Below are 12,304 nucleotides of genomic sequence, written 5' to 3'. Positions count from 1 at the left end.
CGGGACGGGCGGCGGAGCCGAACTCCCGGGGCCCGGATCAGAGGCCCTCGGACCTCCTCTGCGCGTACTTCTCGCGCAGGCGCTCCTGGACGTAGGGAGTGACCAGGCTGGAGACGTCCCCGCGGTGCTGGGCGATCTCGCGCACGAGGCTGGAGGACAGGAAGGAGTACTGCGGGTTCGCCGTCATGAACACGGTCTCCACGCCGGAGAGCTGGTAGTTCATCTGGGCGATCTGGAGCTCGTAGTCGAAGTCGCTGACCGAGCGCAGGCTGCGGACGATGGTCTCGATGCCGTTCTCCCGGCAGAAGTCGACGAGGAGGCCGTCGAACTCGCTGACCCGGACGTTGTCGAACCCGGCGGTGCCCTCCCGGAGCATGTCGAGCTTCTCCGGGACCGTGAACAGGCCGCGCTTGTTGACGTTGTTGAGCACGGCGGCGACGACCTCGTCGTACTGTTTGGCCGCCCGGCCGATGATGTCGATATGACCGTAGGTCACCGGGTCGAAGGAACCCGGGCAGACGACACGGCGCACGGTGGATCGCCCCTTTCAGCAACGAACGACGTTCGGGTACCGCGATGGTAGGGCTTGGCCCCCGCGCGGATTCGGGCAACACCCGTTTAGCGGTCGTCTCCGTCCGTGGTCGGGACGTGTGCGCGCTTTGGGCGCACCACCTGCCATGACGGCCGAAGCGGGCTTCCCCTCCCGAACCGGCGACCTCCTCCTGGCCGTGTTCTAACCCCGCTTCCCGCCGTCGCCCGGGAGGCGCGCCGGGGCCTGGGACGAGGTTTGGGGGGTGGGCGACAGGCACGGAAGTACCGCGCCGCAGGCGTCAGGTGAGGGTGGTGGGCGACGGGTGGGCGTACCAGAGGACCGCCTCCCCGTACCCCCGGCTGCGGTCGCGCTCCAGGCCCTCGGGCCAGGAGGGTTCGGCACCGCGCTTGGAGCGTTCGACGACGACCACGGCGTCCTCGGCCAGCCAGCCGCGGCCGACCAGGTCGGCCAGCACCCCGGCGACCTCGGCGTCGGTGACGGCGTAGGGCGGGTCGGCGACGACGAGGTCGTAGGGGTCGCCGGTGTTGTCCGCGCCGACCACCCGCTCCACGCGGTCGGCGACCAGTCGCGCCCCGGGGAGCCCGAGCGTCTGGATGTTGCCCCGCAGCACCTGGGCCGCCCGGCGGTCGGCCTCCACCAGCAGCGCGTGCGCGGCGCCCCGGGACAGCGCCTCCAGGCCGATGGCCCCCGAGCCCGCGTACAGGTCCATCACCCGGACACCGTCGAGGGAGCCGAGGTCGGACTGGACGGAGGAGAACAGCGCCTCGCGGGCCCGGTCGCTGGTGGGGCGGGTGTTACGGCCCTCGGGGACGGAGATGCGCCGTCCACCGGCCGTACCGGCGATGATGCGGGTCATGCCCCCACGGTAGCGGCCGGGGTGCGCGGGCGCCCCGGTACGCGGGCAGCACGAGGCTGGCGGCCCGGGGACCCCCCGCTTTCCACGTTAGGCCCCGGCGCGCGGGCCGCACCAGGTCCAACCACGGTCTGTGGACGACGCCGCGGCCCGTGGACGACCGGGCGCGCCACCGGGCGCCCCGGCCGTTCAGGCCTTGTCCAGGTACTCCGCCCGCTCCTCGGGCAGCAGCGTCTCCAGCGCCTGGGCCAGCGGCGGGTGCCCGGTCAGTCCGGGATCGGCCGCCACGTAGGCCGTCGCCTCCTCGCGCGCGTCCCCGATGAGCTCCTCGTCCTTGAGCAGGGTGAGCATGCGCAGGCTGGACCGGGCGCCGGACTGCGAGTCGCCCAGCACGTCGCCCTCGCGGCGCATCTCCAGGTCCACCCGGGAAAGTTCGAAGCCGTCGGTGGTCGCGGCCACCGCGGCCAGCCGCTCACGCGCCGGGGAGCCCTCCTCGGTGTCGGTGACCAGCAGGCACAGCCCCGGCAACTGACCCCGGCCGACCCGGCCGCGCAGCTGGTGCAGCTGCGAGACGCCGAAGCGGTCCGCGTCCATGATGACCATCACTGTGGCGTTGGGCACGTCCACGCCCACCTCGATGACGGTGGTGGAGACGACGGCGTCGGTGTCCCCGGCCGAGAACCGGCGCATCACCGCGTCCTTGTCGTCGGGCGCCATCCGGCCGTGCAGGACCTCCACGCGCAGTTCGGAGAGCGGCCCCTCCCGCAGCCGCGCCGCCACGTCGAGCACGGCCAGGGGCGGCCGGGCGCCCGCGGCCTCCTCGCCGTCGCCCGCGCCGACCTCCTCCTCCGCCTCCTCCTTGGCGTCGTCGCCGATCCGCGGGCAGACCACGAAGGCCTGGTGCCCGCCGCCCGCCTCCTCCCGGATGCGCTCCCAGGCCCTGGCCAGGAAGTGCGGCTTCTCGCTCGCGGGCACCACGTGCGTGGACACGGGCGCGCGGCCGGTGGGCAGCTGGGTGAGGGCGACCACGTCGAGGTCGCCGTAGACGGTCATCGCGACGGTGCGCGGGATGGGCGTGGCCGTCATGACCAGCACGTGGGGGCGCCCGTCCACGGCCTTCTCCCGCAGGGCGTCGCGCTGCTCCACGCCGAACCGGTGCTGTTCGTCGACCACCACCAGCCCCAGGTCGGCGAAGGACACGTGCTCCTGGAGCAGGGCGTGGGTGCCCACGACGATCCCCGCGGCGCCGGACGCCGCGTCGAGCAGGGCCTCCCGGCGGGAGGCGGCGTTCATGGAGCCGGTGAGCAGCGCCACCCGCGTGGCGTTCTCCGCGCCGTCGATCTGCCCCGCGCGGCCGAGCGCGCCGAGCATGGCGCTGATGGACCGGTGGTGCTGCTGGGCCAGGACCTCGGTGGGCGCGAGCATGACGGCCTGGCCGCCGGAGTCCACGACACGGAGCATGGCCCGCAGCGCCACCAGGGTCTTGCCCGCGCCGACGTCGCCCTGGAGCAGGCAGTGCATGGGGTGGGCGGCGTCGAGCCGCTCGGCGAGGCGTTCGCCCACCTCCCGCTGACCCTCGGTGAGCGTGAACGGCAGCTGGGCGTCGAAGGCGTCCAGGAGGCCGCCGACCGCGCCGGGCCGGGGCTTGGCGGGCAGGTCCTCCGCTCGGTGGCGCCGCTGGGCGAGCGCGAGTTGCAGGACGAAGGCCTCGTCCCACTTCAACCGGCGGCGGGCGGCGCCGACGTCGGACCACTCCGCGGGCCGGTGGATGCGGCGCAGGGCGTCGGCGACGCCGAGGAGTCCGCGCCGTTCGCGCAGTTCGGGGGGCAGCGGGTCGGGCAGGCTGTCCACGTCGGCGAGGACGATGTCGACGGTGCGGGCGATGGTGGTGGAGTCCAGGCCCTTGACCGCCGGGTAGACGGGGATCAGCTCCTCGGCGTAGGCCCGGGCCCGCTCGCCCTCGTGGCCGTCCTCGTCGAGGAGTTCGTACTGGGGGTGGTCGAGCTGGCGGCGGCCCTTGAAGGTGGAGACCCGGCCGGAGAACATCGCCAGGCGTCCGGGCACGAGGGCTCCCTGGTGGTAGGAGCCCCGGTTGAAGAAGGTCAGGTGCAGGCGCCCGGTGCCGTCGGTGACGGTGGCCTCCATCATGTCCATGCGGCGCCGCCCCTGCCGCGCGGGCACGGTGCGCCGCTTGGCGTCCAGGACGCGGGCCTGCACGGTGACCTCCTCGCCCTCGCGCAGTGCCGCGAGGTCGGTCAGGTCGCCGCGCCGGTCGTACCGGCGCGGGTAGTAGCGCAGCAGGTCGCCGAGGGTGTGCAGGTCGAGCTTCTCGGCGAGGGCCTTGGCCGTCTTGCCCCTGAGGGGCCCCCTGCTCAGCGGTTCGTCCCAGGTGCTCACGTGTGCTTCCCGTCTCGGATCGCCGGTCACCGCCACGGTAGTCCTCCGGTGCGACGCTCGCGCGCCTTCCCGCCGCCGCGGCCGGCCCTCGGGCTCGGGGCGGCCTGTGCCTCCGGCCCGGGGGTCCCCGGGTTCCAGCGGGATCATCGGTCCTGGAGGGCGTCCCCCGGGAGGGCGGGCGCCCCGGTTCCGGCGGGCGCCCCAATGCTGGGCGGGCACCTCCCGGGAGGGCGGGCGCCCCGGATTCCGGCGGCGGTTCCTCGCGCGCGGTTCCCGCCCCTCCCAACCGGGATATACTCGTGGAAGTTCATCGCGTTCCCGCCATGCCCGCGTGGCGTATTCGATGCTCCCGGCGCTCGCCCGGGTCGTTCTCGACCACGGTGCGGCCCGCCATCACGCGTACGGACACCGGTCGTCGGCCCGCGCCGCGCGCCTGGCCATGTCCTTCGTGTAACCTTCCACGGTTGGCGTCACCGCCGACCAGTCCGCCCGACCTCTCCCGGTCGGATGAACCTTCGCGTGCGGCGACGTGCGCGATCCCGAGCGCTTGAATGGAGTTACCGTGGCTTCTGTCTGCGACGTCTGCGGCAAGGGACCAGGGTTCGGTAACAGTGTTTCCCACTCGCACCGTCGCACCCGCCGCCGCTGGAACCCCAACATCCAGACCGTCCGCACCCGTGTGGGCGGCACGCCCAAGCGCGTGAACGCCTGCACCTCGTGCATCAAGGCCGGCAAGGTGACCCGCTAGGGTTCCCAGCCCTCCGGACCTTCCATGAAGGCCTCTGACCCTCTCGGTCGGAGGCCTTCGCCCTTTGTAGGGGGCCTTTCGGCGGCCGGGGCCCGCCCCGGCGGACCCGGAGACGTCCCGCGCCCCCGGTTCACAGTTCGCAGACGTGCCCGTTGAGGGAGCAGCGGATCGGGCTCTGCGGCACGCCGGTCGCCTCGAAGGTGAGCGCCACCGAGTCGCCGGGCTCCAGGCTGCCCTGGTCGGCGGGCCGGCGGGCCAGGATGCCGTCCTCGATCCTCGCCCAGTCCGCGCCGTTGACGTGCGTGACCTCGGCGGAGTCGAAGGCCAGGGCCAGCTCCCAGCCGTCCAGGCTGGACCGCGAGGTGTTGGTGACGGTGACGTGGCCGCTGAAACCGGCCGCCGTGGAGTCCGTGATTCGGTAGACGACCGTGGTCGGCTCCGAACCCGCCTGGGTCTGCGGCCCCTGCGTTCCCCCGCCCTCGGCCGCGGGCTCCTCGGTGTCGGTCCCGGGCGAGGCGTCGTGCGTGGGCTGGACCCCGTCCTGGGTTCCGGGGGCCTCGGTCGCGCCGGGGGTACCGCCGAACTGGAGGTAGATCTGGGTGGTGCTGTACCCGAACAGGAGCAGGCCGAGGATCACGCCGGAGACGACGAGCACGTTGAGCAGCCGCGGGGGTTCGACGCGTTTGGGGACCGTGCTCTCGATGAGGCCGCCGAGCCGCCGCAGCACGCCGACGTCCTCCGGCTCGCTGCGGTGCACACCCCGGCGGTTGCCGTTCCGCCAGCCATGCCGCCCCATAAACCGCCCCTCGACGTTGCCAGCGCCCTCCACCGAGAGCTCCGGTTCCCGGTCCCTCCCTCGTCGCCCTCCGCCGTGTTCGCCCCGTCCGGCGCGGGGACAGCGGCGAAGCCGTGGCTTCCTGCTCCGACCGCCGGTCGCTCCCGGGGACCTCCTGGGGCCGCGGCGTCCCACGGGGCGGGTGCCGCGCCCGGAAAGGCCGCGTTGGCAAAGCCTAGCGCGAGAGTTAAACAGGACAAATCCCATCGGGCGCCTCAGCGCCGGAAATGATCCCATCCTCCGCGAGGTGGAACCCGCCCGTCGACAGTGACCGGAATTGTGTTTTCCGCCGCGGTTTCACCTGTTGTTCGCGCAACGGTTCCCACTCTGGTCCAGTGAGCGGGCAGAACGGTGTGCGGCGGGAACACGGCGGCGAGGGCGTGGTCCTCTCCCCCGGCGACCATCAGGTCGCGCGCGGCCCGCTCGGCCGTGTCGGCTCCGGCTCCCAGGACGCGGACCGCCTCGACGAGCGCGGGCTCGGGGCGCAGCGCCTCCCCCTCCAGGTCGATGCGCACCCCGCTGGCCCGGCAGACGTGTCCGAGGTCCTGGGCGAGGCCGTCGCTGACGTCGAGCATGGCCGTGGCACCGAGCCGGGCCGCCTCCGCCCCGAGGGCGTAGGGCGGGCTGGGCCTGCGGTGCTCGGACAGGCACTCGGCCGGGCCGTCGATCCCCTTCTCCAGCAGGGCGAGCCCCGCGGCCGACAGCCCCAGGTGGCCGGTGTAGGCGACCACGTCGCCGGGGCGGGCGCCGTCGCGGCGGACCGGCGCCCGTCCCTGGAGGTCGCCGAGCGCGGTGACCGCGATGGTGAGGGTGTCCGAGCCGACCATGTCCCCGCCCACGACGGCGCCGCCCGCGACCGCGCACTCGTCGCGGACCCCGGCGGTGAACTCCTCCGCCCAGGACACCGGGAGGTCGGCGGGCGCGGCGAAGCCGATGAGCAGGCCGGTGGGGCGGGCGCCCATGGCGGCGACGTCGGCGAAGTTCTGCGCGACGGCCCGGTGCCCCACGTCACGGGCGGTGGACCACTCGCGTCGGAAGTGGCGGCCCTCGACCAGCAGGTCGGTGGTCGCGACCGTCCGGCCGTCGGGGGACGCGACGACGGCCGCGTCGTCCCCGGGTCCGAGGATTACATCGTCCGTGGTGGGGAATTGGCTCGTCACGCGTGCGATCAGAGCGAACTCACCAAGACCCCCAATGGTGTTCCGCACAGGGATCAGGGTACGGTGACGCTCCGGCGCGGTGGTCCGGACCCACGCTTGTCATCCGTCCGTCATCGGCCGCACCCTGGCTCGGCCGTGAACCGCTCGCCGCTCCGACCGGCGACACGAAGGAGTACTCATGGTGCAGGCATACATCCTGATCCAGACCGAGGTCGGTCAGGCAGCCGAGGTGGCGGGGCGCATCCGGGGCATCGAGGGGGTCGAGAAGGCCCACGACGTGACCGGGCCCTACGATGTCATCGTCCAGGCCAGCGCCGAAGACATCGATTCGCTGGGCACCCTCGTGGTGGCCAGGATCCAGCGGTTGGACGGCATCGCCCGGACTCTCACCTGTCCCATCGTCAACATCTGACGCATCGCGTCGTCCGGAGCGGGGTCTGCTGTGCTGAGTCGGTTCGCGTACGCCGGTGTGGTCGCGGCCCTGGCCCTGGTGGCGACGGGATGCGGCGCGCAGACCGTGCGGATGCAGCCGCCCGAGCCGGACGCGGCGACCGCCGGGATCTGCGCCGACCTCGTCGCGGCGCTCCCCGACACCCTGCTGGGAGCGGAGCGGGCACAGGTGCGGCCCGACTCGGAGCTGACGGCCGCCTGGGGCGACCCGCCCATCGGACTGCGCTGCGGGGTGGAGCGCCCGGTGACGCTGACCAGCACCTCCTACCTTCAGGAGGTCAACGGTGTCCCGTGGTTGCCGCAGCCGGAGGACGCCCCCACCATGTACACGGCGATCGGCCACGAGGCCTACGTGGAGCTGTCGGTCCCGGCCGCCCACGGCGCCCCCGCCGCCGCGCTGTCCACGGTCAGCGACCTGATCGTCGAACACGTCCCCGCGCTTCCCGAGGGGGAGCTGTGACACGGCGCCCGCACTGACGGGGACCACACCCGTGCTGGCGAAGACCGCGCCCGCGCTGAGGGGGCACTCCGGTGACCGGGTGCCGTCCCTGTGCTGGGGTTCGGCGAGCATGCCGAAGCGGGCGGAGGCGCGGCCTCCCCCTTTACCACGCTAAGCCCGCGCGGCTCGCGCCCACCAGAGGCTCTTGCAGTCTGTGGACAGCCTGTGTGACCCGTGGACGACACGCGCGTGGGGCCGCCAGCGGACGCTGACGGCCCCACGTCGGTCGTCACGGGGTCACGGTGACGGTGGAAAGTCCCGTCAGTTCTCCGCCCCGGCCGACTCCTCCGCGGACGGCTCGTCCCCGGCGGCCTCGGAGGGGGCGTCGGACGCCTCGTCCCCGGCGCCCTCCTCAGTGCCCTCCTCGGCTCCGGCGTCTCCGCCCTCGGGGCCCTCCATGGTCTCGGCGTCCACGCCGGCGCCGCTGCCGAGCATGGCGTCGACCTCCTCGGCGTTCTCGGCCACGCCACCGGAGCAGGCGGCGCCCGGCTCGGGAACGTCGGTGCCGCGCTCGTAGAGCCGCACGAAGCGCTGGAGGTTCTCGTCGTCGGCGCTCTCGGCGGTGATCTGGCGCCCCCAGCTGGAGGCGACGATCGGCGCGTCCAGCTCACCCGCGTAGGGGCTGATCACCAGGTAGTCGCCGGAACTGTACATGTCGGTCAGCGCCTGAACCTGGTCCTCGGGCAGGTCGGGCCGGTAGTTGATCCACACCGCGCCGTGCTCCAGGGAGTGCACCGCGAACTCGTGGGTCACCGGCTCGGTGTAGACGCCGCAGTTCTGCCAGGCGTTCCAGTGGTCGCCGCCCACGGGCGGGTTCTGCTCGTAGTTGACGCGCTGTCCGGTGTCCACGTGGACGTAGGAGCCGACCTCGTACTCCTCCACCCCCGAGATCGTGCGGCTGCGGAACTCCATGAAGACGAGGAAACCGATCAGACCCACGACCAGGACCACAGCGGTCGTGATACCGGTGGTGGTAAGGATTTTGCGGCGGCGTTCCTCTTTGAGGCGTTGCGCCTTCAGCTCGGCGGCGCGGCGGCGACGCTCCTCCGCCGTCTTCTTCTTGGCCACTGGGTCTCCTGGGATGGATGGTGACATTAGGGACTTACCTATCCTCTACTTTGGCACCAGAGTTGGGCGATTCGACCAGGATGGTTCCTATGGAACAGAAAAACGGTCCCGCGGCCGGGACCGCCGACCACGTCGGCGATGTCCCGGACGACGACGGACCCCCGTGGGAGGACGGGGCGGCGGACGAGGAGACCCCCTCACGGGCCTCCTGGCGCTCGGTACCGACGTGGATCGCTGTGATCCTCGTCGTACTGGCCCTGGGCGGGGGCTACCTGCTGGGACGCCCGTCCTACCCGCTGGACACCGGCGCCGACGCCGGGTTCCTGCGCGACATGAGCGCGCACCACGCCCAGGCCGTGGACATGTCGATGCTCATCCTGGAGAGGACCGAGGACCCCGAGCTGCGCACGGTGGCCACCGACATCGCCCGCACCCAGCAGGCCCAGATCGGGATCATGCAGGGGTGGCTGATGGCCTGGGACCTCAACGCGCGCGGCGTGCAGGAGCCGATGGCCTGGATGGAGGGCCACGACCACGGCGGCGAGGGCGGCGAGGTCCCCGACACGATGCCGGGGCTGGCCTCCTCGGAGGAGATGGTCTCCCTGGAGGAGGCCACGGGTGAGGAGGCCGAACTCCTCTTCCTGGAGCTGATGGTCGCCCACCACCAGGGCGGCGTCGAGATGGCCGAGGCGGAGGTGGAGCTGGGTCAGGAGGACCTGGTCACCAACTTCGCCCAGGGGATGGCCGACTCCCAGCTCAAGGAGATCGACCTGATGGAGGGCATGATCGACCAGCGCCGGGACGGCGCCTCCGGCGACTGACCCCGCGTTCGCGCACACGGCGACGGCGGCCCGCCCGCGGGTGGGCCGCCGTCGCCGTGTCCGGCGCCCTTTCACGCCGGGGTGTCGCGTGTTCCGGGCCGCCCCCGCCCGGGACCGTCTCCGCCCGGGGCCGTCCGCGCCCTGGCCCTCGTGTGTCCGAACGCACACGGCGGCTCCCCGCGCGGCCGCTCCCCTCCCTCCCCGGCGGCTTTTCCGCAGGTGACAGCGGTGGAGGCCCGTCGGCGGCCTTCCCCGACGCACCCCGGAGAGCCCGCACACCCACCGGGGAGACGCACGGAACACCGTTTTCGGCGGGACCCGCTGGATCTACGACGCGCTGTAGAACTACGATCTGTAGTACTACCGGCGGTCGGTACTTGGAGAGGCGGGTATGGAAGCCCTTGAACTCGCGAGGTGGCAGTTCGGTGTCACCACGATCTACCACTTCCTGTTCGTACCCCTGACCATCGGTCTGTCGTTCATCGTGGCCGTGCTCCAGACCCTCTGGTACCGCACCGGCAGGCACGAGTACCTACAGGCCACCCAGTTCTTCGGCAAGCTCTTCCTCATCAACTTCGCCATGGGCGTGGTCACCGGCATCGTGCAGGAGTTCCAGTTCGGCATGAACTGGAGCGAGTACTCCCGCTTCGTCGGCGACGTCTTCGGCGCCCCGCTGGCCATGGAGGCCCTGCTCGCCTTCTTCCTGGAGTCCACCTTCATCGGGCTGTGGATCTTCGGCTGGCACCGGCTGCCCCGGGGCGTCCACCTGGCCTGCATCTGGGCGGTCGCCATCGGCACCAACCTCTCGGCGTACTTCATCCTCGCCGCCAACGCCTGGATGCGGCACCCCGTGGGCTACACGGTCAACGAGGAGAACGGGCGCGCCGAGCTCACCGACATCTGGGCCGTGCTCAGCAACGACCAGGCCTGGTCCACCTACCTGCACACCGTCTCGGCCGCCTTCATCACCGCCGGGCTGTTCGTCGTGGCGGTCAGCGCCTACAAGCTCTGGCGCAACAGCCACCACAACGACACCGGCACCCCCGGGGTGGTCCCGCCCCGGAAGGACTTCGCCCTGTTCCGCGGCACGCTCAAGGTCGGCCTGGTCTTCACCCTGGTCGCCGGCGCCCTGGTGGTCTTCTCCGGCGACCACCAGGCCAAGCTCGCCGCCGAGTACGAGCCGATGAAGCTCGCCGCCGCCGAGGCCCTGTGGGAGACCGAGGAGGGCGCGGCCTTCTCCGCCCTGGCCGTCGGCGACACCGAGGAGCGCTACAACCCCATCGACATCACCATCCCCAACGTGCTCAGCTTCCTCGCCACCGGTCAGTTCGACGGCGAGGTGCACGGGATGAACAACCTGGAGGAGGCCTACGACGAGTACTACGGCCCCGGGGACTACACCCCCAACGTGTTCGTCGTGTACTGGTCCTTCCGCCTGATGATGGGCCTGGGCATGTTCGGGGTGGCGGTGGCCGCGCTCGGCCTCCTGCTCACCTGGGGCAGGGAGCGCACCCCGACCAGCAAGTGGTTCTACTACGCGGCCATGCTCGCGCTGCCCGCGGCGCTGGCCGCCAACATCTTCGGCTGGGTGCTCACCGAGATGGGCCGCCAGCCCTGGACCGTGCACGGCGAGCTGCTCACCGCGGCCAGCGTCTCCCCCGGGGTGAGCCTGGGGGCCGTCGCGGCGAGCCTGGCCGGGTTCACCGCGGTGTACGGGGTGCTCTTCGTCGTCGAGGTCGGCCTGCTCCTGAAGTACGTCAAGGCCGGACCCTCCCACCTCGTCCCCGACCTGGAGGACGACGAGGACGAGTCCAAGATCCCGCACTTCAGCTACTAGGAGCCAAGGACCATGGAACTGGCCGTCATCTGGTTCATCGCCATCTCGGTCCTGTGGATCGGGTACTTCGTCCTGGAGGGGTTCGACTTCGGGGTGGGCACGCTCATGCCCTTCATGGGCAGGCGCGACTCCGTCGACCGCCGGGTCGCCATCAACGCGATCGGGCCGGTCTGGGACGCCAACGAGGTGTGGCTGATCACCGCGGTCGGCGCGACCTTCGCCGCCTTCCCCGCCTGGTACGCCTCCCTGCTCAGCGGGTTCTACGCACCGGTGTTCCTCATCCTCGTCGCGCTGATCCTGCGCGGTGTGGCGTTCGAGTACCGGGGCAAGCGCGACAGCTCTGTGTGGCGCGCCTGGTGGGACCGGGCGATCTTCGCGGGCAGCACCGCGCCCGCCTTCCTGTGGGGCGTGGTCTTCGCCAACGTCGTCCGGGGCGTGGCCATGGGCTCCGACCAGGTGGTCACCTCCTCGGTGGCCGACCTGCTCAACCCCTACGCCCTGCTCGGCGGGCTGACCACGCTGTCGCTGTTCACCCTGCACGGGGCGATCTTCCTGACCCTGAAGACCGACGGGCCGGTGCGGACCCGTGCGCGCCGGGCCGCCCTGTGGTCCGCGTGCGCCGCGGTCCCGCTGGTCTCGCTCTTCCTGGCCTGGACCCAGCTCGCCCACGGCGACGGGACCGCGACCCTGCCGCTCGTCGCCCTCTCCGCCGCCGCCCTGGCCGGCGGGGTCGCGGCGGCCTGGCGGCGCCGCGAGGGGTGGTCGTTCGCCTGCACGGCGGTGACCATCCTGACCGCGTTCGCCGCCCTGTTCACCGCGCTGTTCCCGAACGTGCTGCCCTCCACCACCGACCCCGCGTTCAGCCTGACCGTCGCGAACGCCTCCTCCGCCGAGTACACGCTGACCGTGATGTCGTGGGTGGCGGTGGTGTTCCTGCCGCTCGTGCTCCTCTACCAGGGGTGGAGCTACTGGGTGTTCCGCAGGAGGGTGACCGGCGAGACCGTGACGGGGGCGACCGTCACCCGCACCGACCACGGGGGCAGGAACCCCGAACCCGCCGCCTGACCGCGCCGCGCAGCCTCC

Annotated in this window: 12 protein-coding genes; 6 read left to right on the top strand and 6 right to left on the bottom strand. The window is 72.1% G+C overall.

Features of this window, described 5'->3' with window-relative positions:
• Window positions 1-37: 37 nt before the first annotated feature.
• The 3 genes from coaD to recG form a co-directional block, all read right to left on the bottom strand.
• Window positions 38-532: a pantetheine-phosphate adenylyltransferase gene (coaD, locus tag ACSTA4_RS04905; RefSeq protein ID WP_444962565.1), complete on the bottom strand. Its 495-nt coding sequence runs from the start codon at window positions 530-532 to the stop codon at window positions 38-40.
• Between the two features lie 298 nt (window positions 533-830).
• Window positions 831-1,409, bottom strand: coding sequence for a 16S rRNA (guanine(966)-N(2))-methyltransferase RsmD (gene rsmD / locus ACSTA4_RS04900; protein ID WP_444962564.1), 579 nt, complete (start codon window positions 1,407-1,409; stop codon window positions 831-833).
• A gap of 186 nt (window positions 1,410-1,595) precedes the next feature.
• A complete protein-coding gene (gene recG, locus ACSTA4_RS04895; RefSeq protein ID WP_444962563.1) occupies window positions 1,596-3,803 on the bottom strand; it encodes an ATP-dependent DNA helicase RecG in 2,208 nt (735 codons plus the stop codon).
• Window positions 3,804-4,365: 562 nt separating this feature from the next.
• Between recG and rpmB the strand changes: the two genes are divergently transcribed.
• Entirely contained in the window at window positions 4,366-4,551 is a 186-nt protein-coding gene (rpmB, locus tag ACSTA4_RS04890) for a 50S ribosomal protein L28 (RefSeq protein WP_013151263.1), read from the top strand.
• A gap of 130 nt (window positions 4,552-4,681) precedes the next feature.
• On the opposite strand, the gene ACSTA4_RS04885 is transcribed toward rpmB, so the two are convergent.
• Both ACSTA4_RS04885 and ACSTA4_RS04880 read right to left on the bottom strand, forming a co-directional pair.
• The gene (locus ACSTA4_RS04885; protein ID WP_444962562.1) at window positions 4,682-5,347 is read right to left on the bottom strand and encodes a cellulose binding domain-containing protein; all 666 of its coding nucleotides are present in this window, start codon (window positions 5,345-5,347) and stop codon (window positions 4,682-4,684) included.
• Between the two features lie 254 nt (window positions 5,348-5,601).
• Entirely contained in the window at window positions 5,602-6,594 is a 993-nt protein-coding gene (locus ACSTA4_RS04880; RefSeq protein WP_444962561.1) for a thiamine-phosphate kinase, read from the bottom strand.
• 130 nt (window positions 6,595-6,724) lie between these two features.
• On the opposite strand from ACSTA4_RS04880, the gene ACSTA4_RS04875 reads away from it, so the two are divergent.
• Window positions 6,725-6,958: an Lrp/AsnC family transcriptional regulator gene (locus ACSTA4_RS04875; protein ID WP_013151260.1), complete on the top strand. Its 234-nt coding sequence runs from the start codon at window positions 6,725-6,727 to the stop codon at window positions 6,956-6,958.
• A 30-nt stretch (window positions 6,959-6,988) separates the two neighbouring features.
• On the top strand, window positions 6,989-7,456 hold the full coding sequence (locus ACSTA4_RS04870) for a DUF3515 domain-containing protein (protein WP_444962560.1): 468 nt from the start codon (window positions 6,989-6,991) through the stop codon (window positions 7,454-7,456).
• Window positions 7,457-7,756: 300 nt separating this feature from the next.
• Here the strand turns inward: ACSTA4_RS04870 and ACSTA4_RS04865 are convergent, their stop codons facing one another.
• Window positions 7,757-8,563 carry a DUF3105 domain-containing protein gene (locus tag ACSTA4_RS04865; protein WP_444962559.1) on the bottom strand — a complete coding sequence of 269 codons (807 nt, stop codon included), beginning with the start codon at window positions 8,561-8,563 and terminating at the stop codon, window positions 7,757-7,759.
• An 89-nt stretch (window positions 8,564-8,652) separates the two neighbouring features.
• Here ACSTA4_RS04865 and ACSTA4_RS04860 point away from each other — a divergent pair, with 89 nt between their 5' ends.
• From ACSTA4_RS04860 to cydB, 3 genes are all read left to right on the top strand, one after another.
• Entirely contained in the window at window positions 8,653-9,384 is a 732-nt protein-coding gene (locus ACSTA4_RS04860; protein WP_444962558.1) for a DUF305 domain-containing protein, read from the top strand.
• Between the two features lie 391 nt (window positions 9,385-9,775).
• Window positions 9,776-11,221: a cytochrome ubiquinol oxidase subunit I gene (locus tag ACSTA4_RS04855; RefSeq protein WP_248773617.1), complete on the top strand. Its 1,446-nt coding sequence runs from the start codon at window positions 9,776-9,778 to the stop codon at window positions 11,219-11,221.
• A gap of 12 nt (window positions 11,222-11,233) precedes the next feature.
• Window positions 11,234-12,286 carry a cytochrome d ubiquinol oxidase subunit II gene (gene cydB / locus ACSTA4_RS04850; protein WP_444962557.1) on the top strand — a complete coding sequence of 351 codons (1,053 nt, stop codon included), beginning with the start codon at window positions 11,234-11,236 and terminating at the stop codon, window positions 12,284-12,286.
• Window positions 12,287-12,304 lie beyond the last annotated feature (18 nt).

Source organism: Nocardiopsis sp. M1B1 (genome assembly GCF_052466615.1).
The sequence above is the reverse complement of the archived record's forward strand: the minus strand, read 5'-3'. Positions and strand labels throughout refer to the sequence as shown.

Excerpts from the sequence above, each read along its gene's own strand:
- rsmD (WP_444962564.1), bottom strand. The coding sequence starts at position 1,409 with ATGACCCGCATCATCGCCGGTACGGCCGGTGGACGGCGCATCTCCGTC.
- ACSTA4_RS04885 (WP_444962562.1), bottom strand. The coding sequence starts at position 5,347 with ATGGGGCGGCATGGCTGGCGGAACGGCAACCGCCGGGGTGTGCACCGC.
- ACSTA4_RS04875 (WP_013151260.1), top strand. The coding sequence starts at position 6,725 with ATGGTGCAGGCATACATCCTGATCCAGACCGAGGTCGGTCAGGCAGCC.
- ACSTA4_RS04860 (WP_444962558.1), top strand. The coding sequence starts at position 8,653 with ATGGAACAGAAAAACGGTCCCGCGGCCGGGACCGCCGACCACGTCGGC.
- ACSTA4_RS04855 (WP_248773617.1), top strand. The coding sequence starts at position 9,776 with ATGGAAGCCCTTGAACTCGCGAGGTGGCAGTTCGGTGTCACCACGATC.
- cydB (WP_444962557.1), top strand. The coding sequence starts at position 11,234 with ATGGAACTGGCCGTCATCTGGTTCATCGCCATCTCGGTCCTGTGGATC.